Source organism: Achromobacter xylosoxidans A8 (assembly GCF_000165835.1).
Taxonomy (GTDB): domain Bacteria; phylum Pseudomonadota; class Gammaproteobacteria; order Burkholderiales; family Burkholderiaceae_B; genus Achromobacter; species Achromobacter xylosoxidans_B.
This window is the reverse complement of the sequence record NC_014640.1, coordinates 5255752-5278201: the sequence shown is the minus strand read 5'-3', so window position 1 is coordinate 5278201 and position 22450 is coordinate 5255752. Positions and strand designations below refer to the sequence as shown.

Here is a 22450-nt window from a genome sequence, read left to right as displayed (position 1 = left end):
GCGGCGATCGCGCAGGCGACCGTCGAGGCCCAGGCCGTGCAGGTGCGCGCCGAAGAGCGCGCCAGCATCTACAACGTGTCGATCGGCCTGGCCGGCGGCGCGGGCGTGGCGGTAAGCGGATCGCTGGCCGTCAACACGATCCAGAACACGGTGCACGCGCAGATCCGCGACTCGTCGGTGACGGCGACCTCGGGCGATATCCGCATCGTCGCGCGCGACGTCGCCAGCATCGCGGCGTTGGCCGGCAATGTGGCGGTATCCGTGGGCGGCCGCGTGGCCGCCGGCATGGCTTTCGCGGTCAACCAGGTCTTCGATACGGTGTACGCGGGCGCGCTGCGTTCTTCCTTGTCGGCGACTGGCGATATCGTGGTGCAGGCCGCCTTTGCCAAGCCCGATGACTTGTCGCCCGGGTTGAATGCGCAGATTTCGGCGATGGCGGTCAGCGGCGCGGTCGCGGCCGGTGGGTCCGGCGCCAATGTGGGCTTTGGCGGATCGGCTGTGCTGAACTGGATCGCCAACAGCATCAAGGCCGAGATCGGCGAGACTGCGGTCGGACAGGATGTTGCGGCTGGCGGCGATATCGTGGTCCGGGCCAGCGACGAATCCACGATCAACAGCCTGGCGGGCGCGGTGGCCCTGGGGCTGGGATCGCAGGGCGCGAGCGTCGCGGTGGGCGCCAGCCTGTCCTACAACTATCTGGGCGGCGCGCCCGCGGGCAACGCGCGCGAGCACTCGATTTCGGCGCAGATCCGCGATACGCAGGGCGCCGTGCGCGGCGCGCACGTGGAGGTGGCCTCGCTCTTCAAGGGGCAGATCCACAACGTGACCGTGGCGGGCAGCGTGGCCGTGGGTACGGCGGCGGTGTCGGCGGGCGGCGCGGTGTCGGTCAACCGCCTGAACAGCAAGAACGACGCGGGCATACGCAACGCACGCCTGGTCGAGGCGCTGTCGGCAGGCGGCGCGCCGGGCGTGGCCGTGCAGGCGCGCGACGACGGCTATGTGCTGGCCGTGGCCGGCGGCCTGGGCGTGGCGGTGTCGCCGGGCAGCGGCGCGGGCATCGCGGCCGGAGTGTCGGCGACCCACAATACCGTCAACAACCAGACGCGGGCGTATATCGACGGCAGCGGCGCCGGCAACGGCAACCTGAATACGGCCATCGGTTCGGCGCATGGCATCGCGGTGGACGCGATCAACGAATCGCGCATCGTTTCGGTATCGATAGGCGTAGCGGCGGCAGTCGCCGTGGGGCAGGGATTCGCCGGGGCGGGCGCCGGCGCGGGCAGCGGCAATACCATCGGCGGATCGGTGGAGGCCACGCTGAAAAATGTGGTCCCGCTGAACAATGGATATATTGCCGGGGACGTACGCGTCAACGCCGAAAACACGGGCAGCATCGTGACCGTCGCAGGTGCCTTGGCGGTGGCGGTTTCCGCGGGCGGCATGGGCGCGGGCGCGTCGGTGGGCGTGTCGGTGGCGATCAGTGAAATCAGCACGACAGTGCGCGCGCTGGTCGAAAACTCCGTGATCCGGACGAACGGCACGGGTCAGGGCGTAACGGTGTCGGCGTCGGACCGGGCCACGATCACGGCCATTGCCGTTGGCGGCGCGGTCAGCGTGCAGGCCGGCAGTGCAGGCGTGGCGATCGCGGTCGGCACCAGCGTTGCGGTCAACAAGGTTTTCAATACGGTGCATGCCGACATCCGGGGCGGCAATATCCAGACGGCAGGAGCCGGACTGTCCGTCAGCGCGAGCCAGCAGGCCGACATTCTGTCGGTGGTGTTGGGCGCGTCCGTGGCGGTGTCGGTGGGCGACAGCGCCAATGCCGCCATCGGCGGCGGTGGCGCGTTGGCGCGCAACGTCATCTCGGCCAGCGTGCAGGCTGGTATCTCGGATGCATTCATCAGCACGGAGGGCGCGGGCGGGACGAAGGGCGGGCTGGACGTGCGGGCCCTGGGCCTGTCCCGGATCAACGCGGTGGTGCTGGGCATGTCCGCGTCGGTGTCGGTCAGCCACTACGCCGCCGCTTCGGCGTCCGTGGGCGTGGCCATGGCGGAAAACGTCATCGGCTACGACGTCAACAGCGCCGGCCAGGTGGTCGCGTTGGGGGCCGGCCGGCCGGTCAACGAGATCACGGCGTCGATCGACCGCAGTACGGTGACCGCGGGCGCCGTCACGGTGGATGCCAGCAATGTGAAATTCAAGGGCGATGGCAGCGTCGACTGGCAACAGAGCATAGACGCCGTGGTGGTGGCGGGCGCGGTGGCGGTATCGGTGGCCTACGCGCCGCCTATCGTCGATGGCGCCAGCCTCGCGGTATCGGGAGCTGGCGCGGGGGCGCGGGCGGTCAACAAGATCAAGACCGCCATCACGGCCCGCATCACCGACCAGAATCAGGCCCACGCCTGGAACGCGGCCAGTGTGTCCGTCATGGCGACGGACCAGTCACGCATAGACAGCACGATTGCCGCCGTGGCAATTTCGGTCGCGGTGTCGCTGGGCGCGACGGCGTCGCTGTCGGTGGCCGTGTCGCTGGCCCAGAACGAGGTCGCCAACGACACGCTGGCCAAGGTGGATGGCGTGAACTTCACCGGCGCGCCGGTGATCACGGTCAAGGCGGATAGCCAAGCCAGCATCCACACGGTTGCGGTGGCGGTGTCGATCGCCGCCGGCGTCAGCCTGGGCGGGATTTCGCTGGCGGGCGGCGGCGCCGACGCGCACAACGTGATCGGGTCGTCCGCCGTGGCGATCATGAGCAATTCGCGCGTCAGTGGCAATGGCGCCAACGCGCTGACGATAGACGCCGGCATGAGCGGCACGATCAAGGCCACGGTGGTGGTCGCCAGCGTGGCCTTCACGGCCGCGGGCGGCTCGTTGGCCATCGGCGCTTCGCTGGCCGAGAATGAGATCACGCAGGCGGCAGGCGCGCGCGCCAGCCTCGCCAACACCCAGGTGTCCAATCTGGGCGCCATCAACGTCACTGCCGATACCGTGCAGACGCTGGAAGCGGTGGTGGTGGCCGGCGCCGTGGGGATCGCGTATCAGGGGGCTGCGCTCGCCGCGGCCGGATCGTCGGCCTATAACACCTCGCGCGCCGTCACGCGCGCCGAGGTCAACGGTTTGACGCAGATCGATCCCGACGTGCGCGCCGCGGACAGCTTGTACATCAAGGCGTCCAACCAATCCACTCTCAAGGCGACCGCCGCAGGCGCAAGCCTGGCCGGCACCTCCCAAGGCCTGGCGTTGTCGGTCGGCGTGGCGCTGGCCAGCAACAAGGCGCTGGGCGCGGTCGAGGCGGCGCTGTCGAATTCGGTGCTTAGCGCCGGCGCGGGGGCGCAGATGGCGCGGGCGACCATTGTCGCCGAGGACACTGCGACCCTGGAGGCCAAGGCCATCGGCGCGTCGCTGGCGTTCGCGATGCAGGGAGGATCGCTGTCGGTGGGCGCCTCGGTGGCGCGCAACGTCGCTGCCATGAGCGTGCAGTCTTCCGTGACCTCGTCGACGCTGAAGGTGTCGGACGCCGTGGCGGTGTCGGCCAAGGAAACCGTGACGCTGGACGGCGTGTCGGTCGCTGCCTCGGTGGCGGCGGGCTTTGCGGGCGTGGCGGTGTCGGGGGCGGGCGCCGAAAGCACGCAGACGGTCGCCAACGACGTAGGCGGCTACATCAGCGGATCCGTCATCACCGCCGGCACGGGCGTGTCGGTCAAGGCGGACAACAGCTCCAGCATCAAGGCGGTCAGCGGCGCGGTGTCGGTGAGCGTCACGGGCGCGGGCCTGGGGGCCAGCATCGGCGTCTCCATCGCCCGGAATACTTTCGGCGTGCACGCTGGCGACGGCGTGAACCGCTCGAACCGCGCGCTGGCCTACATCGAGAACAGCACTATCTCCGTCAATCGCGGCAATGTGGACGTGCTGGCCACGTCCAGCGAAACGCTGACCAGCGTCAATTTCGCCGGCAGCGTGGCGGTGGCGGGTTTTGGCGGGTCTGCCGCCGGTTCCGGGGTGCAGGTCAGCAACCGTTTTGCCACGGCGACGTCGGCCTATATCGCGGGGTCGCAGGCCATAGCTGGCATCTCCGGCGGGGCCGGCTCCATAAATGTGCGCGCCCAGGACAGCAGCACCATCCTGAAGTCCGGCGCCTATGGCGTGGCGGTGGCGGCCTCGCTGCCTGTGCCGGGAAATTTCGGCTTGAACCTGGCCCTGGCTGTGACGCTGGTGGATAGCGTGGCGGCCAACGAGGTCAGCGCGTATATCGATACCGCCAGCGGCAGGAACGTCGGCGCGCAAGACGCGGTCTCCGTCGTGGCCGTCGAGAAGACCGAATTCAAGGGCCTGGACGCGGTCACCGCCTCGGTGGCGGTGGGTGGCGGCATCGCGGCCGCGGGCGCGGGGGTGCGAGTGACCAACACCACCCGCAACAATGTCAGCGCGCGGATTTCGGGCACGGGCAAGGTGGGGGCGCTGGGCAAGGTCGAGATCAAGGCCGATACCCAGGTCCGCGCCGACATCGACCTGACCCAGGTCAGCGTTGCGGTGGGCATGGTGGGCGCGGCGATCGGCGTAGGCATTGCCGAGAACATCGCGCGCGACGCGACCACGGCAACCGTGGACGGCGCGACCGTCAGCGCGCCGCTGGTGGACATGAACGCGTTGGTGAGCGTGGACTTCGGCCAGACCCAGACCGCCGGCGTGGCCGCCACCACGGGGCTGGCCGTCAATGTGAACAAGGCGCTGGTGGACATCGCCACGACAACCCTGGCCGAAGCGCGCAATGGCGCGGTGCTGCAGGGCCTGTCGGTCAGCGCCCCGGGCCAGGGCGAGAACCCGGGCATGGTCAATATCAACGCGCAGGGCACGTACTACGGCCGCGCCTATTCGAAGGCGATCACCGGCGGCGTGATCGGTGTGGGAGTGATGAGCGCCGAAACCCGACTGGGCGGCTCGCTCAAGGCGTCGGTGGATAACGCGACGCTGCAGGGCGCCATCATCGGCGTTACGGCAAAGGGAACCACCGAGCGCAACGGCGAGGCCGGCCTGCTGGCCGAGGCCCGTTCGCTGGAAGTGGGCGGGGTGACGGTATCGATAGACAGCGCCACGCTGACGACCGCGCTGGATACGCGCGTGCAGATCGGCAACAACGCCCGCATCGATGGCACCCTGCTGAGCATCACGGCGGACCAGGTGCAGTCGGTGGACGTCAAGATGGACGCCGGCACGATTGCGCTGGTGGCCGGACGACAAGGCAAGATCGATGTCGTGGTGGGCGGCAAGTCCGCCATCGACATCGGCGGCGGCGCGCAAGTGATCGGCAACAAGCTGGATATCCGCAGCAACAATACCGTGCGCGGTACCTCCACCCTGAGCGGCTATTCGGTCAGAGTGGCGGGGGCCGACGTCAGCAAGCACACGGTCACGCTCAAGCCCGAGTCGACCATCAGCGTCAGCGGCGCGCGGCAGGCCGGCAGCACGATCGACACGGCGGGCATGACCGTGGTGCAGGCGCGGGGCAATTTCGATACCCCGGGCATGCTGGACCTGGTGGCGACCAACGACATCATCTACACCCAGCGTAACAAGATCACCGGCGTGTCCGGCGTGTCCGTGACGCTGTCGACCAACAACCTCAGCACCGACGGCACGCTCGCCCAGGTCAAGGTAAACGGCGCATTCCTGCGCAATGCCTTCGGCGACGTGGTCATGGCCGCGAACACGCGCGGCGTGACAACCACCATCAGCGATCTGCTGGTGGTTTCCGTGTCCAGCTTCAGCAAGTCGGACAGCAACAACGATCTGACGGTGCGCAACGCCATCCAGATCGACAATGCCTCGATCGAAGGCGACAACATCCTGGCGCTGGCAGGCAACGGCAAAGCGACCGACCCGCTGTCGACCGGCTATCTGCTGGCCAACGATAACGTGTCGTTCACGCTGGTCGGAATCGCCCAGGTGCCGGCGGTGGACAGCGGCGCCAAGGCGCGCCAGATCAACACTGTGCTGATCGACGGGGTAGCGGCCAACGGCTCGCTGCTCAAAGCCCAACGCAACGTGCGGCTGGAGACCAATCCCTCGAAGCTGGACCAGGCGCGCGTGAACGGTTCGGTGCAGGTGATCGGCCTGAACCTGAATCCCACGGTCAAGCTGGCCGACAGTGTGGTGGACACCACGTCCAGCAGGGTGGCCACGGGAGCGGCCACGCGCATCATTGCGGGCGTGAACAATGCGGCCAACCTGTTCGTCATCCCGGCCGAACTGCTGGAGCAACTGGGCTATACCAGCGCCACGCTACCCGCTGCGGGAGCTCCTCTGCGGTTCGACTCGAATTCGCCCGCGGTCAAGGCGATCCTGGAGAAACTGCTGGGCGCGGGCAAGACCAGCCTGGACGGAGCGCCAGGCACGGTCAATATCGACGTGCGCTATGAGCTGACGGCGTTCAGCGCCAGCGACATCAAGGTCAACGTCACGGCCGGGATGATCATCGAGCACAACGGCAGCTACTACCGCTACAACAGCCCGAACAGCCGCGATCTGGATCTGGCGGCGGAGGACTACGCCAATAGCAGCTATTGGATGTACTTGAGCAATCCGACTGCCACCCAGGTGGGCGACGCCCTGAAGTCGAACTTCGGCAGCACAGCCGCCGGCAACGTCGGCAAGCTGTACTTCGTGCTGAAGACGGTGGACATCGCCCAGCCCACGCTGCGCTACGCCAGCCAGCAGAATGTCATCAGCGAGCAGATCCGCACGCTGACGCGGATGCAGGCCGAGCATGCCTCGAACCCGCAGGCCGTCGCGCGCTATCAGGCCAACATCGCCGCCTTGCAGCAGCAGCTGCAAAGCATCCAGATGGGCGTGAAGCTGCAGAACGGGCAGATCCGCTACCTGGATTCGTTCAGCACGTTCTTCATCGACATGCCGGATATGTATGCGTCCGGCGGCTCGGTCTATGTGAACGCGACTGATACCGGCGGCGTGTACCGGTCGGGCATCGACGCCCGCGCCAACACCCAGATCAATATCGTCAACGACTCGCCGATGCTGATGAACGTCAGGGACGCGGTCGTGCTGGACGGCACCATCATCCGCCCGGGGTCCGACGGCCAGCTCAAGGTCTTCAAGACCGGACACCTGTACGTCAACGACGCGTCCGTGAAGGGCGCGTCGGGGGCCGACACGGCCGAGGTCAGCATCAGCCAGATCAAGAACGGCTGGGCCGCGGACCCGTTCGGCGGGGCCTTGAACGATCCGTCAGACCCGGACAATGGCCTGGCGAAGATGATTGCGAACGCGCCGGTCGACCTGAGCCTGATGGGCGCGGTGGTCAACCCGCTGGGCAAGGTGTCGGTGGTCAACGCGCTGGGCAGCATCAACGTGTCGGGAACCATCCAGGCGCTCAGCCTGGACATCGTGGCCAAGGGCAACTTCAGCCTGCAAAGCGAAGGCTGGTACAACTCGGGCGTCGATCCCACGTTCCTGAACGACAAGTGGCAGAGCGTCATCAACGCCCTGAAGAACAGCGGCGTCAGCACCGGCATCGATGACACGATGCAGAACGTGCTGCTGAAGTGGGGCTACACCAAGCTCGATCCGTTCTCGAAGTACCTGAATGACAATCCGGCAGCGCGGGATTCGCGAATTTTCGCCCTGGGCGCCATCAGCATTTCGGCCTTGACGCTGAATATCGACGGCAAGATCCAGAGCGGCGTCACCGATGCCTACATCAAGATCGACAGCTCGTTCCGCGGCGATCAGGACAAGGCCTTGCAGGATGGCAATGGCTACGCCATCAACGGCGTATCGTTCAGCGCGGACGGATCCTTGAACCGCTATGGCGCCATCACGGGCCGCTTCGACTACGCCACGCAGACCATCATCCTGGACCCGATCAGGCTGGCGGGGGGCAGCATTTCGCTGACCGGGCAGATCGTGTCGGTGGGCAACGGCAACCTGGTCGTGGCCAACGGCTACGCCTCGGTCCATATCGATAACCAGACCACCTACGCGCTGGTGACGCACGATATCGACGTCAGTACCTATCGCCGCGGCCGCATCGAAATCATCGACACGTCGCGCGGCCAGAAGGACCTGTACGAACTGCAGGGCCTGAACAATGTCGTGCACACGGTCTGGAACAAGTTCGTGCAGGTCACGCCCGACCCGGCCGATCCTCTCGCGCTCAGCTGGATCTGGGTCTACGAGAACGCTGCGGGCCAGCGCGATGCGGGCGGATTGAAGAATTCCGCCGGCACGCTGCAGGATGGCCGCACGCTGACCCTGTCATACAAGCCGCAGACCGGCCAGATGATGGTCTGGGTCATGGGCTGGACGTCGGGTGAGACCACTACCACGGTCTACACCACCAAGCGCTTCAACCTGTTCGGAGACTGGGACCCATTGGGTTGGCTGACGGACAACGACACCACCAAGTCCGGGCCGGTGACGGTCTATGAGACGCCGCGCCCCGTGCTGGTGTCCACCGTCCTGGCCTACGACGGCATCAATTCGGTGCCGGACGCGCTCAAGCAGCAGCTGCAAGCCAGCGGCAAATTGAACGATGCGTTGCTGCCGTCCACGATTGAAGGCAGCGGCACGCAGAGCCTGGTCGAGGATGCCAACGGCGACATCGTCGGCCCCGACGGCAAGCATTACCGCCTGGAATCGTCGGGCGGCACCGCGCTGGATACGTCCGCGTTCAGCGTGGCCTACCGCAAGTTCAATACCGGCGTGATCGTGCGCAACGACGGCCCGCACACCAGCGGCGGCGGCTGGCTGCGCACCAAGACCACCACGCTCACGCAGGTGGTCGAGAAGAAGCAGCAGGAGCTGTTCACCTTCTATGTTCCTGCATCGCAGGAGATCACGCTGAGCTTCCTGGGCTCCAGCAACAGCGACAACGCCATCTACATCCGTAGCAACGGCAACGTGACGCTGGCCGGCAACCTGATCGTCGGCAATGGCAAGACCGTGCACATCGAGGCCGTCTCGGCCTCCACGCCGACCTCCATCACGATGCAGGGCGAAGTCGGCATCATGGCGCGCGACGTCAACGGCCAGATGCCGTCCGGCGCATCCGCCGTGGTCAACGTCGACGCCATCGCGCTGGGCGGCGCGATCAACCTGAATATCATGGGTTCGAACGGCTACACCCGGGCCGAAGCGCGCAACGACATCCGGCTGAACTACTTCTCGGACGGCGGCGCCAGTTCCTGGGCCTCGCTGAAAAAGGTGGCGTCGTCCGCGGGCACGGTCTACATCGAAGCGCTCAACGGCATCTTCAGCCATGCGTCCGCCGGCAACGACACGGTGGTCTCGGGCAACCGGATCGAGCTGAACGCCGGTTATGGCGCTATCGGCACGGCATCCAAGGCGCTGGTCATCCACGCGCGCCAGGGTTTCGCGGCCCAGGCGGGCCTGGCTGGCGGCCCTGCCGGCGCCGACAAGAGCATCTATCTGGCGCAGAACGTCCTGAACGCCGATCTCACGTTGGTCAAGCCGGTGAACTGGAGCAACCCGCAAGCGGCCGTCTATGCGGAGCTGGGCGGCGTGCACATCAGCCTGAACGGCGGCTCGCTGCTGGACGGCGAATTGGCCGACACGCGCACCGCGACAGAAAAGGCCTACCCCACGGTCACGGCCAAGATCCTGGCCGAACTGAGCGCGCAGCTGGCGCAATACGACAGTTACTGGTCCGGCGTGCGTTCGCTGCAGACCGCCAGCGTGACGCTGGGCGGCGCGGGCACCTACCTGAGCACGCAGGCCGAAGGCGGCCAGTACCTGGCGGTCAGCATGGCGGCCGACGAGTATGCAGCGGTATTGCAGGCGGCCGTCGACGGCCAACGCCTGGTGCGTCTGGCGTACAACAACACCCTGAACGGCAACGCCCGCACCGAGATCCTGGGGTATCTGGGGCTGGTGGCGGGTAGCGGCGCGAATGGCGTCTATCAGTTCAGCTTCACGCTGTACGATCCGTCCAACCCGGGCGCCGGGCCGGTGTCGCTGGCTTCGCTGGGCTATACCGCCGGCAGCCAGGGGGTGCTGTACGGACCGTCGTATGCGCTGGCGGGAGCGGCCGAGCAGTCCAACTCCAATCTGCCGATCTCCTTCACTTTGCCCACGGGCGCCCTGACCACGCAGCAGGGATCGGACACGCTGCGCTTGCAGCTCAGCGCCGATCAGATGACGCAATTCGCCGCCAAGGCGGACCCGTCTATCGTCGATTACGCCCAGCGCGTGCTGGCGGGAATGCGCAGCTACACCACCATACTGGTGGGCGGGCAGGTGCTGTCGATCGACCAGATCCTGCCCACGGGATCATGGTGGGGGTCGAACAGTTTCGATACCGTCCTCATCCGGCTCAAGTCGCCCTATGTGGGCGATCTGACCACGGCCGATCCCAACGGCCACCGCGAACTGAACATCGTGCTGAGCAATGGCACCGATACGGCCGGGGCCGGCAGCTACACCGGAACCACCGACACGGTGCGGCCCGCTGTGCCGGCGGTGGGCGCCATCGGCTCGCCGCAAGCGGGCGACCAGGACATCACGTCGGCCATCGTCAACGCGATCCTGCAGCACAACCTGGCGAACCCGAACGACCAGATCGGCACGGGCGCAGGATCGCTATACGCGAACCTGACTGCCACCGCGCCGAATAGCGCATGGTCCGTGGTCGAACGCTCCGTGGTCTCCAATCAGCTGCTGCTTTCGGGCACGCAGTTGGGCTGGAGCATGCCAGGAAGCGTCTCCTCGGTGCAGGCCTACAACCAGTGGATGAACAATGCCGGGAACGGGTTGATCGGCAGCGAGATCACCTTCACGATAGACGGCGTGAGCTATACGCGCCGCATCGAGTCCCTGAGCCTGGTCCAGGCGGACGGTTCGCCCGCCAACAGCCTGTACAACTCGCAGAACCACGTGTCCGTGACCTTCTCCGGTGCGGCGGTGGAGACGAAGAACTACTACATCCGCAACGGCCTGGGCACGGTGGTTTCGACCCGCCTGCCGGCGGAACTGGTGTACGGCCTGACCGGCCTGGGCAAGGGTACGAGTTCGGGCGCGGCGTCGCTGGCCGTGGCCTACACGGTGCAGCGCGGCTTCGGCGCCTCTGCGCTCAAGCAGGGCGTGCTGACTTCCGATACGCCGACGTCCTACTGGGGTTGGTATGGCAGCAACCTGTTGCCATTCCACACCTATACGGAGAAATCGGGCTCCGGCGCGGGCTACGCCGAGTACGTGGACATGGGCAACAGCTTCAGCTGGGATCTGACCGGCGCGGGCTTGAGCGACAGCGCGCGGACGCAGCTGGCCAACAGCATCAAGGCGCTGCTGCAGAGCGGGCAGTCGATCTCGCTGGCGGGTCTGGAGCTGTACATGACCAACCAGAACGGCGCCTTGCAGGGCCACGAGCTGGGCGTCTACGACAACGGCACGCTGCACATCCTGACCATCGTCGATGCCAACGGCAATCCGCTGACGGCCTCCAGTTCCGATAGCGACTGGCTGACCGGCCGCATCACCTTCAGCGGCAAGGTCTACGCGCAGAAATCGCAATTGATGGACTTGGACGTATACAAGAACACCAACGTCCACGATCCGGCCGCAACCGGCGCCTATACGCCGACCTTGCAGGGCAAGACCGTCAATGCAGGCATCCGCCTGGTCGATTCGGGCTTCGCGCAACAGTCCCTGACGCAGTTCGGCGTGGCCACGCTGACGCTGCCGGGCACGGACCGCCTGGTGCAGGGCCAGCGCGTCGAACTGAGCTTTGCGAATTCGACGCAGACGGTCATCTACTACGTGCAGAGCGTGAACGGGCGCGTGGTGACCTTGTCCGACAGCGTGGACGGCGCCTTCAACGGCGGCGACCCCGTCACGGTGGGCAAGATCCTGGCCCTGGCGGGCAATGCTCCGGGAGCAGTTACTGTCAGGCTGTTGGACGCGGCCGCGAGCGGCGCTTCGGTGCAGGCCGACAACGTGATCACGCTGACCGACATGAATATCGTGCCGGTCACTGACGCCAACGGTCAGGTGACGGGCTACCGCGGCTTGCAGGATTTCGACCGGGTGTACCTGAACGACGTGCGCCTGCAGACCGGCAAGGTGTCGAGCCTGCAGACCAATGTGGCCTATTACGTGCTGGTGGGCGCCAACAATACGATCCAGCTGTTCGCCTCCAAGGAACAGGCGGTGCTGTATCAGCAGATCCAGGCGTTGAACCAGACGGCCGAAGGGCAGGCGCTGGCCAAGGCGCTGTTCACGGATGCCGGCATCACGGGTGAACTGCTGCGCGGCTTTGCGGCGGCGGACGTGCGCGGCATGTTCACCGTTTCCACGCATCTGTTCCAGACGCAGGCGGCGGGTTCCACCGAGGGCCTGAGCGCCCAGCTGCAAGCGTTGCATGAACAGTTGCGCAACCAGGGCTTCGATCCCAACTACCTGCCGGCCGCGCTGGACATCGCAGCGACCAAGGACCTGGTCAAGTCGACGCGCAATCAGGTCGTCTACGACTATGTGGTCGACAAGGAACTGGCGCAGACGGCCGAGTACCACAACTACTGGCGCGATCGGCTGGAATCCGCCCTTGGAACGGCAGTCTCCGGACTGATCGCCGTGGCGGATGGCAGTTTCAAGCTGGCCAACATGAATATCGTCGATGACGGCACCGGGCAATTGCGTGCCTTGCGCACGGGCGACGAGATCTATTTCCGGCATTCCGTGGGCGACGTGCGGGCCGACACGGCCTATTACGCCGTCGTCGGCGCGGACGGCGCGATCCGGTTGGCGGCATCGCTGGCCGACGCCATGCTCTACCAGACCGGCGCCGGGCAGAACGACGGCTTGCTGGCGCTGTACCCGAACCTGGGCCAGGCCATCACGCTGGCGTTCGACGCGTCCAGCCTGAACGGGGCGGGGGTAGAGGCGTATACGCGCGTCTATTCGGTGCGTGCCGACGCGCCCGCGCAGACCGCGCAGGAGATCGCCCTGTACGGCCAGACCTATGATGCGGGCCATTTCTTCTATTTCTCGACGGCGACGTTGCGCAATATCGAGAACAACCTGCTGTATCCGGTGTCGGCGGCCATCAACGAGCAGGTCTTCGACCTGGAAGGCAGCGGCGAGGGCGCACCGCCCGCCGACCGCTTCCTGAACGTGAAGGCGGGCGCGGACATCGTGCTGCGCACCTCGGGCCAGGGCTCGATCGGCGCCGAACTCGGCGACTACACCCTGCAACTGCCCAGCCTGGGCGGGCTGTCGGAGGCCGACCGCGCCAACGTGTTCGACTCGCTGCCGGAGGCCGACAAGGCCATCCTGTCGCGCGCCAACGCGGTCAATCTGGCGGGCGTCTATCACACGCTTTACCGCTACATCGGCCCGGCCGGCACCATGCCGCTGGACCGCGCCAGCGTCGATTTCTCCGACACGTCGCTGTGGCAGCGCTTCGAGCCGCTGTTCTCCAACGATGCGTCGCTGATGCTGGGCAGGACGCTGACGGCCAACAGCGCCGTCCAGTTCCTGTTTGCCGACCGTTTCGACCTGTACCAGAACAGCCGCGACGTCTTCATCTACAACAGCAAGATGCTGGAGGGCGCAACGGCCGGCCAGCGCAGCCAGCTGCAGGCCAATATCGATGCCGCGCGCGCCAACGGCGTGCAGGTGGTGGATATCGGCAGCGGTTTCCTGGATCCGGTATGGAGCCAGATCAGCGTGCCGTACATGGCGCAGGATGGCGCCAGCCCGCAGGCGCTGAGCGCCGGCATGCTGGTGGGCGACATGCGTGACCCGCGCTATCTGACGCTGAAACTGACGCGCTCGCTCGCGGTGCAGGCCGTCAACGGCGTGGTGTCCGCGTATAGCGACACCACGGTGGGCCTGGACTCGCCGCAGGGCAGCATCCGCCTGGGCGACATCCATGCCAAGGAAGGCATCACCATCACGGTCAGCGCACAGGGCGGCTCCATCATCGGCACCGACGCCGGCACGCTGGAGAGCGTCGGCCAGGTCAGCCTGGTGGCCGACAAGGACGTCGTGGGCAGCACGCGCGACGCCAACGGCATCTATCAATACGATGGCGGCAAGCACCTGCAGCTGAACCTGGGCGCCGGCCACTCCCTGTACGTGGAAGCAGGCGGCGTGGCGCGCGTGTCGCAGCTGGGCGCGCAGGACCTGAACCTGGTCCTGGCTCACACCAAGGGCACGGCGGCAGGCGGCTCGTCCTACCAAGCGGACGCCAATCTGCTGGTCGGCCAGGTGGTGTCGGCCGGCAGTGTGACGTTGCAGGCGGGGCAATCGATCCTGAACGCCACGGCCGCAGGGCAGCGGCAGTATGCGAACGTGGTGCTGTCGGATCTGAGCGCGACGGACCTTGCCGCATTGGGCTACACGCGGGAGGTGGTCCTGATCGCGGGCAAGTCCGTGGGCCAGTTGGGCGCGGACCTGTCGCAACAGGGCACGCCGCTGTTGATCAGCATCTCGCAGGGCGACTCGCAGGCGGTGGTGCGCGCCTCGGCGGCCCAAGGCGTCAATCTGTACGGCATGCACAGTCTGCGCCTGGGCGGCATCGATGTGGTCGATGCCAACGGGGTCCGCGGGGATGCACGCATCTACGCGCTGGATTCGATCCTGAACGGCACGGCGTCCGGCCAGGCCGCCGTCACGGCGCGCAATGTGTGGCTGGAAACCCTGTCCGGCACGATAGGCGAGTTGGGCTCGCCGCTGCTGACGGACATGTCCGGCCATCTGGTGGCCTCGGCCCAGGGCTCGATATCGCTCAGCCAGTTGGGCGTCCATGACCTGACGCTGTCGCGGGTGGAGTCGCGCGCACGCGACGAGGTGCATCTGGCCAGCCAGGCCAGCATCGTCAACGACAAGACGGCGCATCCGGGAGTTTCCAGCAGCCGGACGGACGCGGTCGTGACGGGCGGCAGCCTGTACTTCACGGCGGGCGGCTCGGTAGGCGGCTATGCGCAGTCAGACACCGCCGGCGGGCAGGTCAACGACGCCTTGATCGTGGCGGCGGTGGGGCCGCAGGCTACGATCAACGCCCTGGCGGGCGGCGATGTGGCGCTGGTGCAGGTGGGCGCGGCGGATGACGCGCAAGGCGTGTCGCAGGCGCTGTCCATGAACGTCGGCCGCATCGAGGCAAATAACGCATGGCTGGTGGCGCGCCACGAAACCGGCCAGGCCACGGCGTCGGGCGATATCGTCCTGGCGGCGGATTCCGTGATCAGCGTCATGGGTGTGCTCAGTCTGCTGGCGGGTAACAATCTGTCGGTGGCGGGCCGCGGCGGCCTGATGCCGGGCGCGCTGGTCCAGGCGGGCCAGCGCATCAACCTGCGCGTGGACCGCGACGATCGCGGCCAGGCCGGCTACGGCAAGGCCGCGGTGGCGGACATCAATGGCCGTCTGCTGGCGCCGCAGGTCCATGTCTACGGCAGTGCAACGGGCGACAACGCCATCACGTTCGGCACCACCGCCGAGATCGGCGGCGGTGTGGATGGCAATGGGGCTTTGACCCAGGGGGTCTTGCTGGACGTGACCGGCGGTTCGGGCCGGGACCGCGTGACGCTGCTGGCGCAGTTGATCGATCAGCAGGATACCGTCGTGCGTACCCTGGACGGCGACGATGCAGTGGTGTTCGATACCTCCGAGCTGCGCGGCAATGCCCTGGTGCAGACCGGGTTGGGTGACGACGCGGTGTCTGTGCTGAATACGCGGATTGCCGGTGCGCTAACCGTGCAGGCCGGCGAGGGCGACAACGTGGTTCTGCTGGACACCGCGACCGTGGGCGGCAATACCGCCATCACGACCGGTTCCGGAGTCGATCAGATCACGCTGCGGGATAGCGGTCTGTCGGGAGCGCTGACGGTGGACGCAGGCGATGGCGACAACACCGTTCTGCTGGACAGCACGACCGTGGACGGCAATGTCACCATCACTACCGGTTCCGGCGTCGATCAGATCACGCTGCGGGATAGCGGTCTGTCGGGAGCGCTGACGGTGGGCGCGGGCGATGGCGACAACATCGTTCTGCTGGACAGCACGACCGTGGGCGGCAACACCGCCATCACGACCGGTTCCGGCGTCGACCAGATCACGCTGCAAGGTAGCGGCCTGGCCGGTACGCTGACGGTGGTCGCAGGCAATGGCGCCAACACCGTTCTGCTGAACCACGCGACCGTGGGTGGCAACACCGGCATCACGACCGGCTCTGGCGTCGATCAGATCACGCTGCTGGATAGCCGCTTGACCGGTGCGCTGACCATGGAAGCGGGCGATGGCGACAACGCCGTTCTGCTGAACACGGTGACAGTCGGAGGTAATACGCTGATCACGACCGGCTCTGGCGCCGATCAGATCACTTTGCTTGATAGCGGCCTGGCTGGCGCACTGACGGTGGAAGCGGGCAATGGCGACAACGCCGTGCTGCTGCACACCGTGACCGTAGGCGGCAATTCCGTCATCACGACGGGTTCCGGCGCGGACCTGGTCACCCTGTCGGAGTCTGACTTCCTGGGCCATCTGGCCGTGGACGCCGGCGCGGGCGATGACAAGGTCTGGATGTCCCGGATTCTGCTGGCCCGCGGCGCCGCAGTACAGGGGGGGGAGGGCGATGACTACATCTACCTGTCGGCGCGTGCGCTGGCGGGCGGGATTTCGCTGCGCGGCAACGACGGCAACGATCTCATCGTGCTGGATCAGCTGCCGTCCCTGACCAGCCAGCAAGGCGGTCCTGGCGTGACGGACCGCGTGGACGTGGACGCGGGCCGCGGCGTGGATCACATCATCGTGAACCTGAACGCGGCGCTGACCTCCATCATCGTCAACGTCCACGATTCCGACGACCACAGCCGCGAGAACCTGGCCGACGTCAACAAGCTGACCATCAACGGCACGGCGCAGGACGAGAGCTTCCTGATCCGCGCCAACTACGTTGCCAGGATTACGCCGCAAGGCACCGGCTACGCCGATGCGGTGCAACGCGTGAACTACGACCGCAGCATGACGGGCGGCCTGCGCCTGAATGCGGTGGATGGCGGCAACCGCTTCTATATCGACGACACCGGCACCCATGTGGTCATAGACGGCGGCCTGGGCAGCGACCCGGCCAAGCGCAACGAGTACCAGGTCGGGCAGTTGTACGCGCTGGACCGCCAGCTTCCGCAAGTGGCTGGCGCCGACCCGATCGGCACGGTGCTGACGACGCAGGGCTATCTGTCGCGCGGCAACAGCTATGGCATGACGCTGTATGGCGCGGAGAACAGCAGCAATGTGTTCCGCGTCTACAGCAATGCCGCGCCGCTGGCCTTGCATGGCGGCAAGCGCGACGACGAGTTCATGGTGTACGCCTTCAAGCAGGCGCAAGCGCAGGCCAACGGCGAACGTGGCTATGTCGTCAATGGGCCGGTGGCCATCGATGGCGGTGCGGGCCTGAACACCTACACCATACTGGGTTCCGAGGACGCCGACGCCTTTGCGCTGACGCAGGAAGGCATACGCGGCGCGGGGCTGAACACCAGCTACCAGAACATCCAGCGCGTCAATCTGGATGCGCGCGAAGGCAATGACCACATCTATGTGCTGTCCACCCGCAGCAACGTCATCACGACCCTGATTGGCGGCAGCGGCAGCGATACCTTCGACCTGTCGGGAGATGTGGCGGGCAACACCATCGTCACGGGCCGCGGCGGTTCGCGCGATGTATTCGATGGCGCGCAGCCGGTCAGTATCGCGGCGCAGCCGGGCGAGTTGAATGCCCACGGTGGCAACACCTTGTCGCTGTCGGTGAGCCTGGATGCCAGCGTGCTGCCGCGCCCGGCTTCCGGCCAGGCCTATGTGTCCTTGAGCAGCGCGATGGTGGCTTCGGCCCTGTACGGATCGCTGTCCCAAGGCACGGGCCTGTCTTCCTCGGACGCGCTGGCGGCTGCGATGCAGGGCTTGCAGGGGCGGGGCGTGCTGCTGTCCACGGACGGGGGCCAGACCTGGCATCAAAGCGTGGTGCTGGCTTTCGACGCCAATGGAAACGGGGCGCAGGCCTGGGGCGCCGCGCAGCAGGTTTTGATCAAAGTCGAGGACGGAACCGGTGTCGGCCTGCCGGCGCTGAGTCTGGCGGGCCGCGATCTGCATCTGTCCGCCTCGCTCTTCACCACTTTGCCGGGCCTGCAGGATGTGTCGCTGCCGCCCATCCTGGTGCGAGTGGCAGACCCGGCCTATGCCGGTCCGGCCAACGAACCGGGCAAGGTCCGCAGCCCGCGCGCTACCGACCAGCCGGTCATCGCGGTCGACCCTGCCACGGGCATCGGCTACGCCAATTTCGGCGATCAGCCGCACGATGTGTCGGGCATCCAGGGAACCCTGCTGGTCGAAGGGGGCACGCTGGACCGTCCGGGCTACGACGGCGCGCTGCATGCCGGCGTGGGGCTGCCGGGCGAGTCGGACGGCGTATTGGGCGCGCGCTACGACGGCGCGGCGCCGACGGCTCCTGCCAACGACCGTATCCGGATCTTCGACGATGGCACGAGCGCTGGCCAGACGGGCATGCAGGACCAGGTGGACAACCTGGGCGGGCTGGGCCGGCTGTACGACAACGCGCAGGCGGCCGATTTCGGCCGCATCACCGGACTGGGCATGACGCCAGGCCTGGGCGGCGCGGGCGGCACGGTGTCGCTGACCGGCCAGGCCGGGACCCATGTGTATGACCGCGGCGTCATCTTCCATGGCGTGCAGTCGGTCAACACCATGCTAGGCCAGGGCGACGACACCTACACGGTGCGCCACGCCACGGTCGGCACGGTAACGCTGGTGCAGGGCGGCGGCGGCAACAACCTGCTGGTGGCCGAGGGCGGCACGGTGGGCGGCGCTGACCGTCCGGTGCTGCTGTTCGGTTCGACCAGCCAGGACGATGCCTACTACACCGCGCGGCCCGGCCAGCGCCAGGCGGGCCAGGCTCTGCATTTCGGCGCGGCCGGCAACAACGTGCTGGATGCGCGCAGCACCACGCAGGGCGTCATCCTGTATGGCGGCGCGGGCAACGACCGGATACTCGGCGGCTTGGGCAACGATTTGATCGCGGGCGGCGGCGGCCACAACACCATCGACGCGGGCCAGGGCAATAACATCGTGTTCGGGAACGCCGGCATGAACATCGACCTGGGCGCGCCGATGGACATGGGCGCGGCGGCGCGGGCGGATCTGCAATCGTTGGCGGCGCTGACTCTGGTGTTGACACCGGAGCAGGCCGCCGGCCTGGCCGTGGGCAGCATGGCCGACGGGTTGGCCGCCGGGGGCAACACGATTGCGGCGGGCGACGGCAACAACATCGTATTCGCCAACTTCGGCCGCATCGTCACCGTGGACCCGGTGAACTACCTGCGCGACCGCGGCGACTTCATCGACACCGCGGCGCCGGGCGCCGGTGCGCGCTATCTGGCGGGCGCTGGTTTACGGATGCTGGAGACGATCAATCTGCCGGCGGGCGGGTTGAACACCATCACGGTGGGCGCGGGCCGCAATGCCTTGTTCGGCGGAATGGGTGAGGACCTCATCCGCGCGGCGGGCGCGGGCGGCTTTAACCTGATCGCCGGCGACGGCGCCCGGGCGCTGTACACCGCCGCCGGCCGCATCGCCCAGTTCGAAACCTTGTACTCGTCCGCGGGCGGCTCGGACAACCTCTACAACAATGGCGAGGGTGTGATGCTCGGGGGGATGGGCGCGGACCAGCTGGAGAGCGGCGCGGGCAAAAACGTCATGCTGGGCGACAACGGCCGCGTGGTCTTCGTCAACGACCGCGTCAGCCTGATCGAGACCACCGATATCGCCTTTGGCGGCGACGACATCCTGTTGGCGGGGCCGGGCGGCAACTACATGCTGGGCGGCCTGGGTGCGGACAAGTTCCGCGGCGACTTCTCCAAGGATGTGATGGTGGGCGACTTCGCGGCGATCTACATCGACCCGGCCAGTGGCCGCATCATCAACCTGATCCGCTTCGGCCAGGGTGGCAATACGCCCGACCTGATCACGCGGGCCATGGAGAACCTGTACTCCTGGAGCGGCAACTTCGGCGATTGGCCGCGGCCGGCATTCGGCGCGCTTGCCGGCAGGGGCGCGACGGATGGGCACTCGGGCGTGGACGGGCGTGCCATGGCCGCGCGCGTCAGCCTGGGCGCGGCGCGGCCCGACATCGTGATCGAGCGCCACGACGGCGGGCTTTCCGACTATGCTTCGTCGGCTGCGCCGCATCAGGTGTCGATGCGCACGGATCAGACGGTGCAGGATGGCGGCCAAAGCCACGCTGGCGGCGTGCAGAACGCTGCGCCAGCCCCGGCGCCGCAGTCCCGGCCGGAGGAAGACTCCGTGCGGCAGGATGCCGCGCCGGCGGTTGAGGACGCCGCGCAAGCCGCGCAGCCGGATGCCAGGGCGCAGGCCGAGGTTCCGGTGTCCGACGCGTCCGCGGCCGAACGGGCGGCGATGGCGGCAGGGGTGGGCTTGCTGGGCTTGAGCGGGGCGTTGGGCGCGGCGGGCAAGGGTACGGTCGTGTTCAATTCGAAGACCAATACATGGGAACCCAAGGCTGCCCGCAAGCGCGGATTGAGCGTGCGGCGCCGGGAACCCGAGCTTACGGGGATTGGAAGCGAGGATGAATGATGCAGTCGTGCCCGCGCAGGTGAAGCGCGCGGACCTGGCCTGGTGGTCGGCGTTGTCGGCTGCCAGCGACCGCCAGTCTTTCCTGGACGCCTGGTTGGCCTTGCAGGCCGGCCAACTGGCGGCGGTGCGTCATGCGGCCTTGATCCTGGGCGAACCGGATGCCGGTCCATTCGAAGTGGTGTCGCAATACCCGGCGGGCAGCCGCGCCGGCGCGGCGTTCTATGGCGCGGTCGACGAATCGCTGCAAGAGCGGGAGGTTGCGGTAGCGGCCGACGCGCGGGGGCTGGTGGTCGCCTATCCCATCGTGCTGGGCGGGCGCATTCATGGCGTAGCCGCGTTCGAAACCGCGGTGCAGGCGCCCGAGCCCGTGGTGCAGGCCTTGCGCTGGGGCGCGGGAGTGCTGGAGTTCTGGCTGTTGCAGCGCCAGGAAACCGACAGCGCGCAGACCGTCGAGCGGCTGATGGTGGTGATCAACAGCGTGGCGCGCGCCCTCAAGGAAGGCCAGTTCAAGGATGTGGCGCTGACGCTGGTCACGGATCTGGCCACCCGCCTGGAATGCGACCGCGTCAGCATCGGCTTTCGCCAGGACGGACGCTCCAAGGTATATGCGTTGTCGCACAGCAGCCGGCTGGTGCAGAACATGAATCTGATGCGCGCCGTCGCCGAGGCCATGGACGAGGCCATCGACCAGAACACGACGCTGTGCCTGCCGCAGGACGAGGCCCGCACCATCCAGCTACGCGCGCATCAGAAGCTGGCGCGCGAGTTTGGCAACGGCAATGTGCTGACCGTGCCGTTCGCGCCCGAGGATGAGGCGCGTGGCGCCCTCGTGTTCGAGCGGCCGGACAAGCTGCCCTTTGACCGGCAGAGCATCGAGCTGTGCCAGAGCGTGGTGCTGCTCGCCGGCCGCGTGCTGTACCAGCGGCTGAGGCAGGAGCGCCCCTTCTGGCGCAAGTGGCGCGATGGGGCGGTGCGCGAAGCGGGCCGTCTGCTGGGGCCGCGCCATATCGGACGCAAGTTGGCCGCGATGGCATTGGTGGCCGCGGTGGCGCTGGGCGTGTTCGCGCACGGGCCGTACCGCATCAGCGCTACCGCCACCGTGCAGGGCGTGGTGCAGCGCGTGCTGGCGGCGCCTTTCGACGGCTACATCAGCGAGGCGACGCGCCGCGCCGGCGACCAGGTGAAGCAGGGCGATACCCTGGCCGCGCTCGATACGCGCGAAACCGAGCTGGAACTGCTGCGCGCCGGCAACCTGGAAGTGCAGTACCGCCGACAGGCCGAAGAGGCCTCGGCGCGCGGCGACAGCGCGGCGTCGGCGATTGCGCAGGCGCAGGCGCGCCAGGCGCTGGCGCAGATGCAGTTCCACCGCGAACAGATCCAGCGTTCGACCCTGCGCGCGCCGTTCGACGGCACGATAGTCAGCGGCGACCTGAGCCAGCAGCTGGGCGAAGCCGTCAAGCGCGGGCAAGAACTGTTCAAGCTGTCGCCGCCAGATGGTTACCGGCTGTGGCTGGACGTCGAAGACCGGCTGATCGACGACGTGGCGGTAGGGCAGACGGGCCGGGTTGCCTTGGCGGCCATGCCTGACCGGCAGATCCCTTTCACGGTCACGCGCATCGTTCCGCTGGCCCAGGTGCAGGAGGGCAAAACGGTGTTCCGTCTGGAGGCCAGCCTGGATGAGAAGGCGGCGCAGGCGCTGCGGCCGGGCATGGAAGGCGTGGGCCGCATCGATATCGACGAGCGCCGCTACGTCTGGATCTGGACGCACGGATTTTTCGATTGGCTCCGCCTGAAATGGTGGGCCTGGTTCGGCTGA

General features: G+C 67.1%; 2 protein-coding genes (1 of these 2 cut by a window edge). Both read left to right on the top strand.

The annotated features are described in order from the left end of the window. A protein-coding gene (locus AXYL_RS24390; protein ID WP_041654226.1) for a DUF4347 domain-containing protein crosses the window boundary here: on the top strand, nt 1–20634 show its 3' portion. 11289 nt of this gene lie to the left of the window's left edge; the window shows 20634 of its 31923 coding nt (coding positions 11290–31923); its start codon lies off the left edge, out of view; its stop codon occupies nt 20632–20634. Further along, nucleotides 20627–22450 carry an efflux RND transporter periplasmic adaptor subunit gene (locus tag AXYL_RS24385; RefSeq protein WP_013395540.1) on the top strand — a complete coding sequence of 608 codons (1824 nt, stop codon included), beginning with the start codon at nt 20627–20629 and terminating at the stop codon, nt 22448–22450. Before AXYL_RS24390 ends, AXYL_RS24385 begins: the two co-directional genes overlap by 8 nt.